The organism is Ligilactobacillus ceti DSM 22408 (assembly GCF_000423245.1).
GTDB lineage: Bacteria > Bacillota > Bacilli > Lactobacillales > Lactobacillaceae > Ligilactobacillus > Ligilactobacillus ceti.
Genome location: NZ_KE383993.1, coordinates 580,633 through 600,990 on the forward strand (window position 1 = coordinate 580,633; position 20,358 = coordinate 600,990).

Consider the following 20,358-nt stretch of genomic DNA (forward strand, 5'->3'; position numbering starts at 1 on the left):
AGATAAAATAAAAGGATGATACTCACTAAATGAGTATCATCCTTTTTTGTTTTATTCATCTTCTAATTCAGCCACTGGTAATGAAATCCGAAAGACACTTCCGCGACCTTCAACACTCTCAACTGTTAAATGACCTTTATAACCTTCAATCAAACGTTGAGCGATCGAAAGACCTAAACCATTCCCGCCTTTATCACGACTTCGCGCTTTATCCACTCGATAAAAACGATTGAAGACTTTTTCAATATTTTCTTGTGAAATACCTTCACCAAAATCTTGAATAGCAATTTCAACAAATCGTTCTGTTTTACCCATACTTACATGGATTTCTTTCCGATCTGTCGAATATTTAACTGCATTATCTAATAATATAATTAAAACTTGTTCTAAATGATTTCGATAAATTTGCACTGGAGTCACATCGCGAATTTCATTATCTAATACAAATAGAAAATCAGGATGGATCATATTCAAATTATTATAAACTTGCATCGTAACTTCACAAACATCCGTAATTTCTTTACCAAAATGAATTTCCACTTGTTCAGCACGTGATAAATCTAGCATTTCTTGCACTAAACTTCTCATACGTGTAATTTCTTGTAAAGAAGCGGTAATCGACTCTTCCAGTACTTGAGGATCATCTTTCCCCCAACGATTTAATAATTCTAAATGACCTTGAATAATCGCAACTGGTGTCCGTAATTCATGTGAAACATCTTCAACAAACTGTTGTTGTTGATCAATATAGCGTTCCATCCGATCTAACATATCATTAAATAACTCTGCTAATTGTGATAGTTCATCATGAGTTTGAATCGCTGGTACACGAATATCAGCAAAAGAATCGCCATCTTTAGTTGTATTAATTTTATCAATCGTTTTACTAATATCATCAATTGGACCTAATAACCAATTAGATAGCACATACCCTAATAAAATACTTGTTAAGCCCGCAGTAATCCCAAAGATAATAAAAATTAATAATAATTTCCGCTTGGTATTATCATAATTAACTAATTTATTCGTGACTTGCACATAACCTATCACATTATGGGTAACTTGTGATTTAACTGGTTGATTAATTACAAAAACTGTATTGCCATCAACTTCTTGTAAATGATCAGTTTCAGAATTGTTTTTACTATATTTAATAGGAACATTTCGTGAAGCATAAATTAAATCCCCAGAAATACTATATACACTCACACCTATATTTTGTTGTGATAACGAACTGAATAAACTATCTTGATATAATGGATGCTGCTCAGACGGTATTTGTTTCGTCTCACGATTCCGATAATCTAACGCTTTGCTAACGCTATTTTTATTTAATTCCGTCGTTCCCTGACTTAATCTTTTACCTGCAGCAACTAACGCATTATTCGCATATTGTTTTTCTTGTTTTAATAATAAACTAGTAAAACTATTAAACAATAAACAAGAAAATAACGTAAAAATTGTTAAAACACCAATTCCTGTTCCAATTGACCATTTTAATTTAACTGAGATAAATCTTTTTTTAGGTTGTTTTACTTCTTCTTGTGCATTCATACGCTTAAAATCCTAAGAACGCATTACATAACCCGTTCCACGAACAGTTTGAATATAACTATCTTCTCCTGGACGGTCGATTTTATTTCGAAGGTAACGGATATACACATCAACAACATTTGTTTCAATTTGTGATTCATAACCCCAAACTTTACGTAATAAAACATCACATGCTAAAACGACATTAACATTTTCCATTAAGGCTAATAATAATTCATATTCACGTTTTGTTAACTCAATGATTTCATCCCCACGACGAACAATCCGATTTTCTTTTTCGATCATTAAATCACGATAGCTAACTGTTGTTTGTTTAGATGCATTAAGTTCACCTTCAAAATCAACACGACGTAATAAGGCACGTAAACGAGCTAATAATTCTTCAATCGCAAATGGTTTTACAATGTAATCATCCGCACCATGATCCAAACCAGATACCCGATCAATCACAGAATCACGTGCTGTCATCATAATAATTGGTGTATTTTTTACTTGACGCACACGACGACAAACTTCTAAACCATTTAATTCTGGTAACATTAAATCTAATAAAATAGCATCCCAGCTACTGGATAATGCATGTTCTAAACCTTCACGTCCATTTTTAGCAATTTGGGTTTCATAACCTTCATGTCTTAACTCTAATTCAACAAAACGAGCAAGATTTTTTTCATCTTCAATAATTAATACTTTACTCATATATACGCTCCTATAACCGATATTCTTTCCATTAAAACATCAATTTTTCATAATATTTTAACTTACATTGTCATTCTAACATTTTAATATTTTTTTTCATAGAAATCTCTTTAAATTTTTTAATAATTCGAAAAAATAAAACAATGAGCCTTTTTCAAGACTCATTGCTCAACGAATTTTCATTTGTAGATTCTTAAAATCTATTCTTCGTCATACCAACTATAGTGGTAATTACCTTCTTTATCAACACGTTCATACGTATGTGCTCCAAAATAGTCACGTTGCGCTTGAATCATATTAGCTGGTAAAACTGGGGCACGATATTGATCGTAATATGTGATTGCACTTGTAAATCCTGGACAAGGTTCACCTAATTGGATTGCTAATGCTGAAACATCACGAACTGATTGTTGATATTCTTTTGTAATTTGTACAAAATATGGATCTAACAATAAATTCTTAAGTTCTGGATTTGTTTCAAAAGCATCTGTAATCTTTTGTAAGAATTGAGCACGAATAATACAACCTTCACGCCAAATTTTAGCTAATTCACCATATTGTAAATCCCAACCATAGTGTTCGGAAGCTACGCGTAATTGTTCAAAGCCTTGCGCATAACTCATAACTTTACTAAAGTATAAAGCTTCTTTGATTTTCTTAATATATAAATCTTTATCAATTTTAATATCTTTTGTTGTTGGTTTTGGTAAAATTTCACTCGCTGCCATACGTTCATCTTTTAAAGCTGAGATATAACGAGCATAGACAGATTCAGTAATTAATGATTGTGGAACACCAAGTTCTAACGCACTTTGTGAACTCCATTTACCTGTTCCTTTATTACCAGCACGATCTAAAATAACATCTACAATTGGTTGATCTGTATCTAAATCATCCTTACGAGTTAAAATATCAGCTGTAATATCAATTAAATAACTACTTAATTCACTTTGTTTCCATTCATTGAAAACTTCAGCAATTTCGGAAACTGTTAAGCCTAAAACATTACGTAATAAACTATAACTTTCAGCGATTAATTCCATATCACCATATTCAATCCCATTATGCACCATTTTAACATAATGACCAGCACCATCTGGACCAATATATGATACACATGCATCTCCATCAACTGCTAAAGCAGCGATTTCTTGTAGGATAGGTGCAACTAAATCGTAAGCAGCACGTTGACCACCTGGCATTAAAGAAGGACCGTGTAATGCCCCTTTTTCGCCACCAGACACACCCATACCAATAAAGTTAATGCCAGAATTTTCTAACTCTTTGTTACGTCGAATTGTATCTTCAAAATACGTATTACCACCATCAATCAAAATATCATCTTGATCTAAGTATGGTAATAAATTACTAATCATTGCATCTGTAGGCATACCTGCTTTTACCATTAAGATAATTTTACGTGGTTTTTCTAATGATGCTACAAAATCTGCTAATGAATAGCTAGGAATAAGCTTTTTATCTGGATTTTCTGCGACTACTTGTTCTGTTTTTGAACCTGTTCTATTGTAAATCGCAACTGTATAGCCTCGACTTTCAATATTTAAAGCCAAGTTCTTACCCATAACAGCCATTCCGATAACACCGATTTGTGCTTTACTCATTTTTACAATTCCTCCAAAAAGTTAATATTATTTAATGTATTCAATTTCTGGTTCTGCTAAGCCTAAAACTGTATCTTTAGTAATAATAATCTTCTCAACATCATCACGACTTGGGATATCATACATAATATCAGTCATTGTTGCTTCAATAATTGAGCGTAATCCACGAGCACCTGTATTGCGTTCAATCGCAAGATGAGCAATTTCATGCAGTGCTTCGCTAGTAAATTCTAATGCAACACCATCTAATGAAACTAAAGCTTGATATTGTTTAACTAAAGCATTCTTAGGTTGTGTTAAAATCTCAACTAAATCTTCTTCTGTTAATTTTTCTAAAGCTGTTAAAATTGGTAATCGTCCAATAAACTCTGGAATTAAACCAAATTTCAATAAATCTTCTGGGATAATTTGTTGAATTAAACTTTCATCATCCGTATATTTCATTTTTGATCCAACGCCAAAACCGATTGTCTTATCACCGAGACGTTGTTTAACAATATTTTCAATACCGGCAAACGCCCCACCAACAATAAATAAGATATTTGTTGTATCAATTTGTACAAATTCTTGTTGCGGATGTTTACGACCACCTTGAGGCGGAACATTAGCGACTGTACCTTCTAAGATTTTAAGTAAGGCTTGTTGTACCCCTTCGCCTGAAACATCACGTGTAATAGATACATTTTCACTTTTCTTAGCGATTTTATCAATTTCATCAATGTAAATAATTCCACGTTCAGCACGTTCAATATCATAATCTGCATTTTGAATTAATTTTAATAAAATATTTTCAACATCTTCACCAACATAACCAGCTTCAGTTAATGTTGTGGCATCTGCAATTGCAAAGGGTACATTTAAAATTCTTGCTAAACTTTGAGCTAAAAATGTTTTCCCTGAACCAGTTGGTCCGACTAAACAAATATTACTCTTTTGAAGCTCAACGCCATCTTCAATCGTTGTAGGTGAACTAATTCTCTTATAGTGGTTATATACCGCTACTGCCAATGTTTTCTTAGCTTTTTCTTGTCCAATGACATATTGATTTAAAATTTCTACAATTTCTTTTGGCTTCGGTATATTTGTTAAATTACGTTCGTTGATTTCTTGCTTAGCTGAAGAAATAATTTCAGCTGCAGCTTCAACACATTCATTACAAATATAGACACCAGGTCCCGAAATCATACTTGCTACATCTTCTTCTCTGCGTCCGCAAAATGAGCAAATAATTGGGCCTTTCTTATCAGTACTTTCCAACATTTAAAACCACCCTATGCTATTAATAATATATTCATTTTAACAAAAATCAGCTTGAATTGCTATCACTAGCTTTAGTGATTTTGTTAAATCATTCTAGTTTTTTTCACTCTTAATGGGGCGTTTTATATTAAATTTAACTTTACAAAAAAAGACTTAAATCTCTAACGAAATTTAAGTCTTTTTATTAATTGTTTAAAAATTATTTATCAGCTTTACGTGTTTGTTTAGCTGAACCTGCAATTTCTTCAACAACTGTTCTGATAGCAATGTCATGTTTTAACATATCTGTTGATAATGCACCACGAACTGCTGCTTCTTCCATGTTGTATTCTGCTGCAAGTTGTTTGATTTCTGCATCAACTTCTTCATCTGTTGGGTTGATGTTTTCTGCATCAACAATAGCTTGTAAAACAAGATTTGTTTTAACGCGGTTTGCTGCGCCTTCTTCAAATTGTTTATGCATATCTTCTTCAGTTGTACCTGTTAATTGGAAGTACATTTGAGGACTGATACCTTGTTGTTGCATTCCTGCCATATATTGATCCATTTGACGGTGTACGTCTTCTTCGATCATAACTTCTGGAATTTCTTCAACTGTTGCATTGTCAACTGCAAGTTTGATTGCTTCATCTTGGATAGCTGCTTTAGCTGCTGCAACTTTTTGTTCTTTGATTTCATCTTTGATTTTTGCTTTTAATTCTTCTAATGAAGATACTTCTTCATCAACATCTTTAGCAAATTCATCATCAAGAGCTGGTACTTCTTTAGCTTTTACTTCATGAATTGTTACATCAAAGACAACTTCTTTACCTTTAAGATCTTCTGCATGGTAGTCTGCTGGGAATGTTACAACAACTGTAACTTCTTCGCCTGCTTTATGACCAACTAATTGATCTTCGAATCCTGGGATGAATGAGTTAGAACCTAATTCTAATGAATAGTTAGCTCCTTTTCCACCTTCGAATTCTTCGTTGTTAAGTTTACCAACAAAGTCGATAACAACTGTATCGCCTAATTCTGCTGCAGCATCTTCTTTAAGAACTAATTCTGCATTTTGTTTTTGAAGTTCTTCTAAACGACCTTCAATATCAGCTTTTAAAACGCGTGTTGATTGAGGTGTTACTTCTAAGTCTTTGTATTGACCTAATGTAACTTCTGGTTCAACTGTAACTTTAGCTGTTAAAACCCATTCTGAATCTTTACCCATTGATTCAACTGAAATTTCAGGTTGAGCAACTGGTTTGATTTGTGATTCATCAACTGCTTTTTGGTATTCTTCAGGTAAGATTGCATTTAAAGCATCTTGATATAAAGCTTCTTCGCCGTACATTTTGTTAAAAATTTGACGAGGAACTTTACCTTTACGGAATCCAGAAACATTTAAAGAATGTTTTACTCGATCAAAAGCTAAGTCTAATCCTTCCTTGATTCGATCTGCTTTAATGGCAAATGTTAATTTACCATCATTTGCACCTTGTTTTTCCCATTTTACTGACATTATTTTTCCCTCCGAGTGAAAAAATTTTACAATTTTTTTATTAACTGCATACTAGATAATTTTAACGTACATCAGATAAATTGTAAATATTTTGGTATAAAAAAGTTCTTTATATAATAAAAAGGGCTCGGAAGCTACCTTCCGAGCCCTTCAAAAACTAATTAAATATTAGTCTAAAATTTCAGAAACCACACCAGCACCAACTGTACGGCCACCTTCACGAACTGTGAATTTAAGACCTTTTTCGATAGCAACTGGAACGATTAATTCAACTGTGAATGTTACGTTATCGCCAGGCATAACCATTTCTACACCTTCAGGTAATTCAATAACACCTGTTACGTCTGTTGTGTGGAAATAGAATTGTGGACGGTAGTTTGAGAAGAATGGAGTATGACGTCCGCCTTCTTCTTTAGATAATACATAGACTTCACCTTTGAATTTCTTGTGAGTCTTGATAGAACCTGGTTGAGCAAGAACTTGACCACGTTCGATTTGTGTACGATCTACACCACGAAGTAAAGCACCGATGTTGTCACCAGCTTGACCTTCGTCAAGTGATTTACGGAACATTTCAACACCTGTAACAGTTGTTTTAATGCTTTCGTCTTTCAAACCGATGATTTCGATTTCGTCACCAACGTGAACAACACCACGGTCGATACGACCAGAAGCAACTGTACCACGACCTGTGATTGTAAATACATCTTCAACAGGCATTAAGAATGGTTTGTCTGTTGGACGGTCTGGAGTTGGGATATATTCGTCAACTGTATCCATTAATTCCATGATTTTAGCTTGTGCATCAGCATCGCCTTCGATAGCTTTAAGAGCTGAACCATGAATAACAGGAACATCGTCACCAGGGAAATCGTATTCTGATAATAAGTCACGAACTTCCATTTCAACTAAGTCAAGTAATTCTTCGTCGTCAACTAAGTCACATTTGTTTAAGAATACGATGATGTATTCAACACCAACTTGGCGAGCAAGAAGGATGTGTTCACGTGTTTGTGGCATAGGACCATCTGTTGCAGCAACAACTAAGATAGCACCGTCCATTTGAGCAGCACCAGTGATCATGTTTTTAACATAATCCGCGTGTCCTGGAGCGTCAATGTGAGCATAGTGACGTGGTTCTGTTTCATATTCAACGTGAGCTGTGTTGATTGTGATACCACGTTCACGTTCTTCTGGAGCAGCATCGATTGCTGCATAGTCTTCAGCTTTCGCTAAACCTTTAGAAGCTAATACAGTTGTAATAGCTGCTGTTAATGTTGTTTTCCCATGGTCAACGTGTCCGATTGTACCGATATTTACATGGGGTTTTGTTCTTTCGTAATGTTCTTTTGCCATTAATAGAACCTCCTGTAGTTTGTAAGAAAAATCTATCAACATCACTGTTTTCTAGATTGTTCTTTAATTATTATTATACTACTTCCAGCCAAGAAAACCAACTTTTTTTATTGGTCTCGAAAGGAAGAATTCTTAAAATATTATATAGATAGATTCGCGGTTTGTAAATACTAAAAATGAAATTTATTCAAAATAATTGAAAATTATTTCAATTCCTGGTTAAACTTGCCATTTTTGGACTTCCGCTTCTAAAATATCACGCATTTTAGTTTCTTTTGATGACATTTCACAAGTTTTATCATTTAGTAAAATTTCATACCAATTTGATTCAGAAGATAAAAACTGCTCATTCGTCGGATATAACAAAATCATTTTTAACGTTAAATCTTTCCAAAATAACATTTTTTGATTATCTGTTAAATTAGTATCGGCCAATAAGCTATTTTGCATAACTTGATAACTTGCCATTTTTTCCAGTTCTGCTAATTCGCTCGGAACTAATAAATGACAATTTAAAAAAGCGTCAACAAATTCAACTTCTCTAGCATAATCTAATTTACGTAATTCGTCTAGTAAATTTACCCGAATAAATGCATTTATATTATCATCTTTTAATAATTGACTAGTTATTGTGGTATATGTCGCATAATCAAGTGCTTGAGCAGCTTTAACCAGTTGTCTTTGCACAACTAATTCATTAACGCCTAAATAACGATATTGTCGTTTTAACTCATTCACTTCGCGCTGATGCTCGGTTTGATATTTCATATCGGCCTTTTCTAAAATTTGTTTAAAAAAAGCGATTTCCCCATCGTTCATATATTGTTTTAAATTTTGCAATAACTGCCAAGCAAAAATTTGTTGTCCTGCTGCGACTACAACTTCAAAATAAGCTTGTAACTTATTATTATCAGCAATATATTCTTTTAAATAGTCATTAGCTATTTGCATCGCACTAGTTAATTCATTCAATTGAACTAACACTTGAAACAATAAATAATTCACCGTAAAAGTCTGATTCTCACCATACAATACTTCTAATTGCGCTTTAGCTTTTAAATAATCCGCTTGTTCAAAAGCTATTTTGGCATTTTTTAAGGATATTTCTTTTTCCATGTTTAAATCTTCCTTATATCGTTTTAACAAAAAAGAGCTGTGAAAAAATCACAACCCTTTTTTATTTTTAATTCTTTTTCTTATGATCTTTATTTTTACGATAGTTATTATATTGATTAATTTCCATAATAACTGGCAAAATCACAGGATGACGTCGTGTTTGTTCATAAAGATAACGATTTAAATTATCACGGATATCTTGTTTTAAATGACTCCAATCAAATTCTTTATTATCTAAATTAGCTTGAACAACTGTTTTAACGATTTTGGCACTTTCATCCATTAAATCACGGTTGTTCTTCACATATACAAACCCTCTTGATGTTAATTTTGGTTCATCAACAATCTTTTTCTTCTTACGATCAATTGTGATTACCGCAATAAAAATACCATCTTCTGATAAGACTTTACGATCGCGTAAAACGATATTACCGATATCACCAACACCAATTCCGTCAATCATTGTATTACCAACTTCAACAGAACCTGTAATCGCCATCTTACCTTTTGTATATTCTAAAACATCACCTTTTTTCAAGATAAAGATATTTTCTTTTGGAATACCGATTTCTTCAGCCCAACGACGGTTAGCTGATAATAAACGATATTCACCTTGAACAGGTACAACGTATTTAGGTTTTAGTAAATTCATCATCAATTGTAAATCATCACGATTAGCATGTCCGGAAGAGTTTAATTCTTCAGAAATAGCTTTGACAGTCGCACCTGCACGATAAATCATATCCCGCGTCTTAGCCATCATAGTTTCCATCGCATGCGATGGTGTTGTTGTAATAAAGACTAAGTCACCTTCATGCAAGTTAACTTTACGATGACGTTTTTGTGCCATTTTTTGCAATGATTTTAATGGTTCACCAGAACGACCCGTTTCTAAAATAACAATCTGATCTTCTGGATATTTATCAATTTCATTTAAATTAATTAACATGTTTTCATCTGGTAAATGAAGTTTGTTCAATTTCATCGCTGTACGAACGATTTTCTCAACATCATAACCTGTTAAAGCTACTTTGCGATTATATTTAGCCGCTGCATTGAAAACTTGTTGGACACGTAAAATATTAGATGCTTTACAAGCAACGATAATCCGACCTTTACTATCTTCAAAATTTTCAGCAATAAAATCATAAATTTCACGTTCATCAGCAATCCGTTTAGCCGCTGCTGAATCATCTGCATTCGCAGAATCACTCAATAACGCTAAGACGCCTTCACTACCAATTTCAGCCAAACGTGCTAAATCACTCCGATAACCGGGTGCAGCTGTTTGATCAAATTTGAAATCACCTGTGTAAACAATACTACCTTTAGCAGTCTTCACAACAATCCCTAATGATTCCGGAATGGAATGGGTTGTTTTAAAGAAAGAAATAGTTGTATCGTCAGAAAAATCAATTTCTGTTTGTTCTGTAATTACATGGAAATCTCTAAATTTCTTAGATTTTTCTTCACCTTCACACGCAATTCGTGCCAAAGCAATTGTTAATTCGGAACCAAAAACAGGTACTGAAAATTCACTCACGAAATATGGTAATGCTCCAATTGCATCTGCATGTCCGTGTGTTAAAAAGACACCTTTAATTTTGCTAGCATTTTCTTTTAAATAGCTAAAATCAGGAATAACAATATCAATCCCTAATAAACCACTTTCAGGGTATTGCAAACCACAATCTAAAATAAAAATATCTTCATCGACTTCAACTGCATACATGTTTTTAGCATTTTCACGTACCCCACCTAATGGGATAATTTTAATATCACTCATTCTTTCACCTCACTTAATAATTTAATCTTAACTTGAATAATAATAATTTGTTTGTTTATCCAAAATCTTTAATGATTAATCAACTATATATTATAACACAAAACGTTTTTTTCTGCTTTTTACAGACGTTTTGGTTTAGTCACGTTGTTTAATAACGAAACCTTTTCCAGCTGGTTTTTCTTTTTTAGGTTCTTCTTTTTTTGTTTCAACTTGCACTTCTTTAGTTTCTTCTTGTGTTAGTAAAACTTTATGAGAAGCATTAATTCTATTTTGACGATCAATTTCAGTAATCTTAACTTGTAATGTATCTCCAATTGAGACCACAGATTCAACATCTTTTACACGTTCATTAGATAATTGAGAAATATGAACTAAAGCTTGTTTACCTGGTAAAACTTGGACAAAAGCACCGAATTTTTCAATGCGAACAACTTTAGCATCATAAATTTCGCCAACTTTTACTTCTTTAGTTAAGACTTCAATAATTTCTTTAGCGCGTGTAATTGCTGCTTGATCAGAAGAAGCGATTCTTACTGTACCATCTTCATCGATATCGATTGTAACACCTGTTTCATCGATAATCTTATTGATAGTTTCGCCACCTTTACCGATAACAACTTTAATTTTATCTTTATCGATTTTAATTACATCGATCTTAGGTGCATATTCACTTAATTCATCACGGTATTTAGGAATTGTTGTTGTAATCACATCTAAAATTTGTAAACGAGCTTTCTTAGCTTGAGCTAAAGCTTCTTCTAAAATTTCACGTGTAATACCATCTGTCTTAATATCCATTTGTAAAGCTGTAATTCCGGCTGTTGTTCCGGCAACTTTAAAGTCCATATCACCTAAATGATCTTCTAAACCTTGAATATCAGTTAAAATAGTATAATCATCATTTTCTTTCACTAAGCCCATTGCAATTCCGGCTACAGGCGCTTTAATAGGAACACCACCCGCCATCAAAGCTAAAGTACTTGCACAAATACTTGCTTGTGAAGATGAACCATTTGATTCTAAAACTTCAGCAACTAAACGAATTGTATATGGGAATGTTTCTTCATCTGGAATCACTGGTAATAAAGCTCTTTCACCTAAAGCACCATGTCCGATTTCACGTCGTCCTGGAGCTCCATTACGACCTGTTCCCCCAACACAGAATTGTGGGAAATTATAATGATGTAAGAAACGTTTTGATTCAACAACACCTAAATCATCGATAATTTGATGTTCTGATAATTGTCCTAATGTTAAGACAGATAAAGCTTGTGTTTGTCCCCGAGTAAACAAACCTGAACCGTGTACACGAGGTAAGTAATCAACTTGAGCATCTAATGGACGGATTTCATCCACTTTACGACCATCTGGACGAATCTTATCAACTGTAATTAATTCACGAACAATTTGTTTTTCTAAATCTTCTAAAATAGCTTTAACTTCAGTAATTTTTTCATTGATTTCATCAGCTGTTAATTCTGCTTCTGTAAATTTGTTTGTATATGCTTCAACATATTCTGCTTTTAAATTAGCAATATTTTCTTCACGAGCTAATTTTTCTTCAGTTAAAATAGCAGCACGCATTTCGGCAGCAATTTTTTCATTGATTTCAGCTTTTAACTCTTGAGAAACAGTTAAAATTTCTGGAATCATTTTTTCTTTACCGATTTCTTTAATAATTTCAGATTGGAATGCACATAAACGTTGCACTTCTGCATGACCTGCCATTAAACCAGCTAAAATTTCTTCTTCACTAATTTCGTTAGCACCAGATTCAACCATGTTAATAGCTTGAGCAGTACCAGCAACAGTAATATCTAAATCACTTTTTTCTTTTTGTTCAATAGTAGGACAGATAATTAATTCTCCGTCCACACGGCCGACATTAACACCTGCAATCGGACCTTCAAAAGGAATATCAGAGACACCTAAAGCTAAAGAAGAACCAAGCATAGCTGCCACTTCTGGTGAACAATCTGGATCAACACTTAAAACAGTATTTGTTACTTGCACTTCATTGCGGTAACCTTCTGGGAAAAGTGGGCGAATTGGTCGATCAATTAAACGTGCTGTTAAAGTTGCATGTTCACTTGGTTTACCTTCACGTTTTAAAAAGCCACCAGGTACTTTACCTGCTGCATATAACTTTTCATTATAATTAATTGTTAGTGGAAAGAAGTCACCTTGTCCTGCTTCACTACTACCAACTGCAGCTGATAAAACTGTTGTATCACCATAACGTACAACAACTGCACCATTTGCTTGTTTCGCTACTTCACCGATTTCAACTTTCATCGGTTTATTATTTATTTCAATCTCAAAAACATGTTTATCCATTATTGAGCCTCCGTTAATCTATTTAAATTCTTACTTTTATAATTATACCGTAATCTGACGCTAAACGCTTAATGAAAACTTAAAATTCATAAAAAAAAGCAACGAATCATCTAAATGACCGTTGCTTTGTAGGATTTTTTCGTTGATTAACGACGTAAACCTAAACGTTTGATTAATTCACGATAGCTTTGAACATCGTTCTTACGTAAGTAAGCTAAGAGATTACGACGGTGACCGATTTTCTTCATCAAACCACGTTGTGCAGAAAAATCTTTCTTGTGTGTACGTAAGTGATCGTTAAGTTCGTTAATGTCAGCTGTTAAAACTGCGATTTGAACTTCTGTTGATCCTGTATCTCCTTCATGACGAGCGAAGTCTGTCATGATTTGTGTTCTTTTTTCGTTTGAAATTGCCATTGTTAATTTCCACCTTTCTGATTGTCACCTAAAACCGAGTAAAACACCGGTGAAAGTTGTTAAACTAAGTTAAAGGTCTACGCTTATTAGCGTACTCAATTAATTTACAAGATTTTGGCCTAAAATGCAAGTTTTTCTGAACTTTTTTCTCATTTTTTATCTGTCAAGGATATTTTCTTGACATCAATTGCATTTTTTTATTGCATTGTCTTATCAGCTCTTGTATAATAATCACTGTTGAAAATTTAAATGATACTATCTCAGTAATCATAAATAAAACGTGGAGGTGACTTTGATGCCAATTATTAAATCCGCAATCAAACGTGTAAAAACAACAGAAAAAGCTAACGCTCGTAACTCTGCTCAAATGAGCGCAATGAGAACAGCTGTTAAAAAATTCGAAGAAGCTGTAACTGCAGGTGCAGAAAACACTGAAGATTTATTCAAACAAGCAGTTTCTGCAATCGATAAAGCTCATTCTAAAGGTTTGATTAAAGCTAATAAAGCTGCTCGTGATAAATCACGCATGGCTGCTCGCTTAAACAAATAATCTTTAAAAAAACGCCAACTATTAAGTTAGTTGGCGTTTTTTTATTTTAAAGTTATATAATCTAACAAAAACAATTGAAAAATATAACTTGGATCTAAAGATGTCGTCTTTAACTTCTTATCAACTTCAAATAATCCATAGTAAGCTTTTTTTAAATCTTCTCGCTGAAACTTTTGCGCTTGTCGCATTACAATTTCAATTCGTTTCGGATTAGCTTTTAACGCTTTAGTAATTTCACCTTGGGCATAGCCAATTTTTGATAAAATTTGAATTTGTAACATTAATCTAAACTGACTCATTAATAACGCGTTAATCTGAATCGGATTATTTTCATCTTTGCTACCAGTTTTATTACTCAAAATATCGCGATAACGTTCCAAACTATGTGCAATATCTTTTTTCAAAACAAAATCAACCAAATCAAAAACATTTTGTTCAACTGATTTTGGTACTAAACCAGCAACGGTCTGATAATCAATCACTTGATTTTCTACACTTAATTGTAATTTAGCAACTTCATTCATCGTTAGTTGCATCTCAAGATTCGTCCGCTCCAATAACAATTCTAAAGCAGCTGGTTCAATCGTAAATCCTTTTTGTTTTAATTCGCTTTGAATTAATTTCTTTAACCCATATTCATTCAACGGCTGATTTTGCACGACTAAAGCTAAACGTTTTAAATCTTTAACGATTTTTTTACGTCCATCTAATTTTTTATAATTAGCTAAAATAACTAACAATGTAGTTGGTTGGGGATTTTTTAAATAATTTTCTAAATATTTCACATCATGTTCTACTTTATTTTTCGCCTTAGCCCCTGTTAAAAATACTGGATTTTGTAAAAAAACAATCCGATATTCACCAAAGAAAGGAACTGACTGCGCATCATCGAGCGCTGTCGCTAATGGGATGTTTTCCAAATCATATTTTCCAACATTAAATTCTCGTTCAGCAGCTGGAATCTTATCCAAAAAAGCTTGTTTAATTTTTTCTAAATAATATTTATCTTCCCCCACCACTAAATACACTGGTGAAAATTGATCTTTTTCAATATTCTTCAATAAAGTTTGAACTGTTATTTCATTACTTTTTCCCATTAAACAACCTCCTTTCCTTTATTTTATTCTTATTTTACGCCATTTTCCCATTTGATACAGCTGTAATTCCACATGACGACCAACTTTTTTCACTTTCATCATACCATCATGCGCGGTTAGATAATATGGTATTTGATACTTTTCTAAATTTTCTAAAGTGATTTGCGCTGGATGGCCATAGCGATTTTTACGACCACAAGAAATCAAAGCGACGCATGGTTTGGTGCTTTGTAATAATTGAGGGTGTGTTGATGTTTGACTGCCATGATGCCCTGTTTTTAAAATATCAATTTTTAAATTCGGGTGCTCTTTTAAAATCTTCAATTCTCCTGCTTGATTTAAATCTCCAGAAAAGAAACATTGTAATCCAGCGAATTGTTTAATAAATGTTATTGAATCTTCATTTTTACCAGCACCAACTTGTATAGGGTACAAAATTTCAGTTTGTGAAACACCCCAATTCATACCTTTTAAGACTGGATAAACATCAGCTAAGGTATTCTCAGATTGATCTAAACGCCGTAAAAATGCAGATTGTTTTTCCATCCCCGCTGGAACATAAATTTTAGCGATCTTAATATGGCGAGAAATAGCAGGAAAATCACCTATATGATCAGTATCTTGATGTGTTAACACTAAGTGATCTAAGTGCATCAAGCCTTTACTTTTCAAATAATTAACAATAATTTTTTCACCATTCGTTTTGCGTTTCTTTGGATTACGCTGCTTCATAGCAGAAAAATTCAACTTCCCACCTGTATCTACTAAAGTAACACTGCGATTAAACCTCTCACGAATTAAAGTACTATCACCTTGTCCAATATCAAAATAAACAATCTCCGGTGCGATGGGATACTTAATTACAATGAAATTCCCTACTATTAATATACTTAAGCAAGTAATTAATTTTTGTGGTTTAGTTAATTTTTGTGCATAAAACACACTTATCACAATCATTAAAACAACAAGCAAAGACGGTTTTCCATAAGTTATTTCAGTTGGTAATTGCCCAATTTTCACTAATATTAAAGTTAAAATTTGTAACACTTGATTGCTCATCATCAACATCCACTCTGGACCTAATCCCAACAATAATAACGGAATAAATACAACCGCAAAAATCGGTGTAATTACCCAAGTTAAAAGTGGTGTTAATAAATTATATTGATACGTATGCCATAAAATTAGCGGTAAAGTTAAAGCATTAATTTTAAGATTCAATTTAAAATAATTAGCTTCTTGCAATAAAATCAAACCTAACGTTAATAAATAACTTAACTGCACGCCTAAAGAAAATATACTTTCTGGGGCCAAAAATAAATTAACTGCTAACAAACATGACCAGGTTGTCAATTTTGTCAATTTAATAACTTTAATTTTCTGTCCCAAAATCAACAACCATGCCATTCCGATCGCACGCACTAAACTAGCTGATCCCCCAGCCAAAATTAAATATAACGGCAATACTATTAATAATATGGTCAATTGAGTTTCTTGGGTCACGTGTAAATACGTTAAAATCGTTTTAATAATCCAAATTACATAAAAAACATGCATTCCTGATAAACAAAATAGATAAATAATTCCTAATTTGCTATAAACATTAGTTAATCCTTGAAAAACTTCTGATTGATACCCTACTAATAAAGCTTGCGCATAACTTGCATATGGTTCAGGATACCTTTTTAACTTTTGAATAATCTGCCAACGCAGTGTATGTAATTGATTTACAATATTTTTCCTAACAGGTTTAATACTAATAATTTTTTCAATTTTTAATTTGTAAAAAACTCTTTTACCATAATAATAACGACGCGCATCAAACTGATTTTCATTAGTTGCCCCTATAAAAGGTTGTAACTGACCAGAAACTTGTAGATAACAACTTTCTTGGAGTTTCAACACTTTGATGTCATTTGTCTTTTTAGGATACCAGGTACAATTTAATTTGCGCCGAAATTGATCAACCCCACTAAAATAAACACTATTACCATTTATTTTCACTTGATCAGGTTGAACCTTTAAACACAACTGCAGCATTTGCGGTTGTTTATTTTCAATTAAATGCACCTGTCTTTGATGGGACAACAAATAACAGCTAAACAGAAGTGTTATTAAAATAACACCTCTGATTAACCGTTTATTACGTGTTAAAATCAGTCGCCCTTGCCAAATAACCAGACATACTAAAAAGCTATAATGGAAATCCAACGCTAAAAAAGTAACTAAAACTACATTGATTACACTAAAAAAACAAATTCTTTCTAAAATTTAAAACCCTACTAATTTTTAAAGATATCGTTATTAACCAATGAGTCTAAGTAAATCGGATCAACTTTAACTTGCTCCACTTGAACATTTTTCATTTTAAATAATTCAACTGCATATGGATCGTTATGATAATTACGTAAATAATAAATTTTCTTAATACCAGCTTGTAATAATGATTTTGTACATTGTAAACATGGAAAATCTGTAACGTACACTTCAGCACCTTCTGTAGCAACGCCAAATTTAGCACATTGTAAAACAGCATTCATTTCAGCATGAATAGTCCGTACGCAATGGCCTTCTACCATATAACAGCCACCTTCAAGACAGTGTGTATCACCTGATACCGCTCCATTATACCCACCGGCAATAATCCGGCGATCACGTACTAAAATTGCTCCCACAGCAAGTCGTTCACATGTACTACGCATCGATAACAAGACTGCTTGCATCATAAAATACTGATTCCATGGTATTCTTTTATCTTCCATAGTTATCCCCCTATATCATTTAATCACTTTAAAGTATAACAAATCCCTTTGAATTAATCACACTGTTATTTGTTCTGCTAAGCTGGCATAAATTTTGTCTCCAATTCCAGAAACATTTTTTAAATCTGTAACATTTTGAAACGATCCATTTTTTGTTCGATAAGCAATAATTTGATCCGCTTTTTTAGCACCGATCCCATTCAAACTCATTAATTCATTTTTATCAGCTGTATTTAAGTTAACTTTCCCAGCTGAACTTGTATTTTGACTCTTTTGTGTAGTTGCTTGTGCACTTTGTTGTTTGAAATCATGAATATTTTCACCTTTATACGGAATATAAATGACATCTTCATCATTTAATTTTTGTGCAAGATTAACTTGTGAAAGATCAGCTTCTTCACTAGCTCCACCCGCTTGTTTTAACAATTTGGTAATCCGGCTCCCTTTTACAACAGCATAAACACCAGGCTTTTTAATAGCACCTTTAATATCAACATAATATTTTTTCGTTTGAGAATGACTACTGCGTTGCGAATAACTAATAGTTTGACAATCTACACCTCCACTTGAACTATTAGCTAAGCTTTCTGTTGGTTGCTGTCTAAACCACCAAAGAGCACCAACAATCATCATAATTAATAGAATTCCTCCTCCAATCACCCATTTACGTTTTTCTCGCCAAACAACTTTGATTTCTTGCCATAAATCCATCCTTATCCCCCTTTGTTAAGCGCTGTTCATTGTTAAATACGCAAAAAAAGTTTACGCATCCAACGATACGTAAACTTTTTAATTATTTTGCAAATATTCAATTACATCTTGAAAATTCTTCACAGGAACCACTTTTATTTTCAAATTCCGTTGTTTAACAACTTTTACAGCTTCTTCGTAATTACTCATTTTTTGTTGAGAATATTTAATTTCTGGTACAAAAAAGATCTCTGCTTTAGCTTTAGCACAGGAAACAACTTTCTTATCAACTCCACCAATTGGTCCAATTGTACCATCTAAATTCAATGTACCTGTTCCGCCGATAATTCGTTGCTTTTTAAAAGCGTTCGGCTTCAATTGGTTATAGATATCTAAAGCCATTATCATGCCCGCTGAAGGACCAGATAATGAGTTTAAATCAGCTGTAATCTTTTCTTTCGAAACAACCTGCAACTTATTTATAAAATTAATACCGAGTCCAGCTTGCGTCGTCTTATTATCTCTCAATTCAATTGCCTTTGCCGTAGCGGTATATTCTTTTTTATCCCTTAAATAAGTAACAGTAATCGGATCTCCAATTTTCATTTTAGCAAATGATTTTAAATAATCATCCAGGTTTGTAAATTTATGACCATTAATTTCAGTAATCACATCACCGAATTTTAATTTATCTTTAAATTTAGATTCTGGGATAATCCGCGCCACGTAAAGTCCCTTAGTTTGTAGTTCAACCGGACGTTTTGCAGCTGTCAAAGCCACATATTTAGCTGTTTCATAAGAATTTTCCATTTGATAATGATCAAAGTTATTTTTATCATCATCGCTATAATTTCCAACAATTTTCTTTGCTGGGATAATTTGTGATTGCGGTTCAAACTTACTCATAATATACGTTAGTGGGGTCATCCGCCCCACCCGAACATATACTAATAAATACTCATTCGTTTTCCCTGACTGATGTGTTGGTTGTTCAACTTTAATATAATTCGAAACTGGTTTAGCAGCTCCTGGGAACTCCACATAATAAGGTAATGGTATCAACATCACAATAACAATTGATAAAATAACAACAATACTAATAAAGATGTTTCTAATTTTTTTATATGTCATTGGCTGTCATCTTTCTACATAAAGCTCGTGCAACATTTTCCGGAACTAATTTGGTTAAATTCCCTCCAAAAAACGCTACTTCTTTAATCATACTTGAAGAAATAAATGCATATTCTGGTTTCGCTAATAATAAAACCGTTTCAATATCTGGTGCTAAATGCGCATTCATAGCTGCAATATCTCGTTCATAACTAAAGTCTTGTTCATTCCGGATACCCCGAATTAAAACTGTAGCTTGAAGTTTGTGCATGACATCGACTGTTAATTCATCGGCAACAGCTACAACTTGAACATTAGTATAATTTTGGACTGCTTTTTGAATAAGTTCAATTTTTTCATCAACTGTAAATAACGGTTGTTTTTGCGTATTAGTTACTACCACAACATCGAGATGCGTAAACAACTTGCTGGCTCTTTGAATTAAATCCAAATGGCCATTTGTCAAAGGATCAAAACTCCCTGGAAAAATTGCTTTTGTCATCTA

Annotated in this window: 17 protein-coding genes; 1 reads left to right on the forward strand and 16 read right to left on the reverse strand. The window is 33.1% G+C overall.

What is annotated here, in order from left to right; translation table 11 throughout:
- Nucleotides 1-51 precede the first annotated feature (51 nt).
- The 10 genes from G540_RS0105720 to rpsO form a co-directional block, all read right to left on the reverse strand.
- Nucleotides 52-1,554 carry a HAMP domain-containing sensor histidine kinase gene (locus G540_RS0105720; RefSeq protein WP_027107312.1) on the reverse strand — a complete coding sequence of 501 codons (1,503 nt, stop codon included), beginning with the start codon at nucleotides 1,552-1,554 and terminating at the stop codon, nucleotides 52-54.
- Nucleotides 1,555-1,566: 12 nt separating this feature from the next.
- Nucleotides 1,567-2,253 carry a response regulator transcription factor gene (locus tag G540_RS0105725; protein WP_027107313.1) on the reverse strand — a complete coding sequence of 229 codons (687 nt, stop codon included), beginning with the start codon at nucleotides 2,251-2,253 and terminating at the stop codon, nucleotides 1,567-1,569.
- A gap of 200 nt (nucleotides 2,254-2,453) precedes the next feature.
- Nucleotides 2,454-3,875 carry an NADP-dependent phosphogluconate dehydrogenase gene (gene gndA, locus G540_RS0105730; protein ID WP_027107314.1) on the reverse strand — a complete coding sequence of 474 codons (1,422 nt, stop codon included), beginning with the start codon at nucleotides 3,873-3,875 and terminating at the stop codon, nucleotides 2,454-2,456.
- Between the two features lie 27 nt (nucleotides 3,876-3,902).
- The gene (gene clpX, locus G540_RS0105735; RefSeq protein ID WP_027107315.1) at nucleotides 3,903-5,135 is read right to left on the reverse strand and encodes an ATP-dependent Clp protease ATP-binding subunit ClpX; all 1,233 of its coding nucleotides are present in this window, start codon (nucleotides 5,133-5,135) and stop codon (nucleotides 3,903-3,905) included.
- 199 nt (nucleotides 5,136-5,334) lie between these two features.
- On the reverse strand, nucleotides 5,335-6,633 hold the full coding sequence (gene tig, locus G540_RS0105740) for a trigger factor (protein ID WP_027107316.1): 1,299 nt from the start codon (nucleotides 6,631-6,633) through the stop codon (nucleotides 5,335-5,337).
- A gap of 168 nt (nucleotides 6,634-6,801) precedes the next feature.
- A complete protein-coding gene (tuf, locus tag G540_RS0105745) occupies nucleotides 6,802-7,989 on the reverse strand; it encodes an elongation factor Tu (protein WP_027107317.1) in 1,188 nt (395 codons plus the stop codon).
- 219 nt (nucleotides 7,990-8,208) lie between these two features.
- Nucleotides 8,209-9,105, reverse strand: coding sequence for a hypothetical protein (locus G540_RS0105750; protein WP_027107318.1), 897 nt, complete (start codon nucleotides 9,103-9,105; stop codon nucleotides 8,209-8,211).
- A 67-nt stretch (nucleotides 9,106-9,172) separates the two neighbouring features.
- On the reverse strand, nucleotides 9,173-10,891 hold the full coding sequence (locus G540_RS0105755; RefSeq protein ID WP_027107319.1) for a ribonuclease J: 1,719 nt from the start codon (nucleotides 10,889-10,891) through the stop codon (nucleotides 9,173-9,175).
- A gap of 135 nt (nucleotides 10,892-11,026) precedes the next feature.
- A complete protein-coding gene (gene pnp, locus G540_RS07145) occupies nucleotides 11,027-13,228 on the reverse strand; it encodes a polyribonucleotide nucleotidyltransferase (RefSeq protein ID WP_152973852.1) in 2,202 nt (733 codons plus the stop codon).
- A 146-nt stretch (nucleotides 13,229-13,374) separates the two neighbouring features.
- A complete protein-coding gene (gene rpsO, locus G540_RS0105765; RefSeq protein WP_027107320.1) occupies nucleotides 13,375-13,644 on the reverse strand; it encodes a 30S ribosomal protein S15 in 270 nt (89 codons plus the stop codon).
- Between the two features lie 295 nt (nucleotides 13,645-13,939).
- Here rpsO and rpsT point away from each other — a divergent pair, with 295 nt between their 5' ends.
- Nucleotides 13,940-14,194 (forward strand): 30S ribosomal protein S20, encoded by a 255-nt coding sequence (gene rpsT / locus G540_RS0105770; protein ID WP_027107321.1) that lies wholly within the window; start codon nucleotides 13,940-13,942, stop codon nucleotides 14,192-14,194.
- 41 nt (nucleotides 14,195-14,235) lie between these two features.
- On the opposite strand, the gene holA is transcribed toward rpsT, so the two are convergent.
- The 6 genes from holA to coaD form a co-directional block, all read right to left on the reverse strand.
- The gene (holA, locus tag G540_RS0105775) at nucleotides 14,236-15,291 is read right to left on the reverse strand and encodes a DNA polymerase III subunit delta (protein WP_051188975.1); all 1,056 of its coding nucleotides are present in this window, start codon (nucleotides 15,289-15,291) and stop codon (nucleotides 14,236-14,238) included.
- An 18-nt stretch (nucleotides 15,292-15,309) separates the two neighbouring features.
- The gene (locus tag G540_RS07150; RefSeq protein ID WP_338048134.1) at nucleotides 15,310-17,502 is read right to left on the reverse strand and encodes a DNA internalization-related competence protein ComEC/Rec2; all 2,193 of its coding nucleotides are present in this window, start codon (nucleotides 17,500-17,502) and stop codon (nucleotides 15,310-15,312) included.
- A gap of 71 nt (nucleotides 17,503-17,573) precedes the next feature.
- On the reverse strand, nucleotides 17,574-18,053 hold the full coding sequence (locus G540_RS0105785) for a ComE operon protein 2 (RefSeq protein ID WP_027107323.1): 480 nt from the start codon (nucleotides 18,051-18,053) through the stop codon (nucleotides 17,574-17,576).
- A 57-nt stretch (nucleotides 18,054-18,110) separates the two neighbouring features.
- On the reverse strand, nucleotides 18,111-18,764 hold the full coding sequence (locus G540_RS0105790; protein WP_027107324.1) for a helix-hairpin-helix domain-containing protein: 654 nt from the start codon (nucleotides 18,762-18,764) through the stop codon (nucleotides 18,111-18,113).
- A 78-nt stretch (nucleotides 18,765-18,842) separates the two neighbouring features.
- Nucleotides 18,843-19,874, reverse strand: coding sequence for a SepM family pheromone-processing serine protease (locus G540_RS0105795; RefSeq protein WP_027107325.1), 1,032 nt, complete (start codon nucleotides 19,872-19,874; stop codon nucleotides 18,843-18,845).
- Entirely contained in the window at nucleotides 19,864-20,355 is a 492-nt protein-coding gene (gene coaD / locus G540_RS0105800; protein WP_027107326.1) for a pantetheine-phosphate adenylyltransferase, read from the reverse strand. Before coaD ends, G540_RS0105795 begins: the two co-directional genes overlap by 11 nt.
- Nucleotides 20,356-20,358 lie beyond the last annotated feature (3 nt).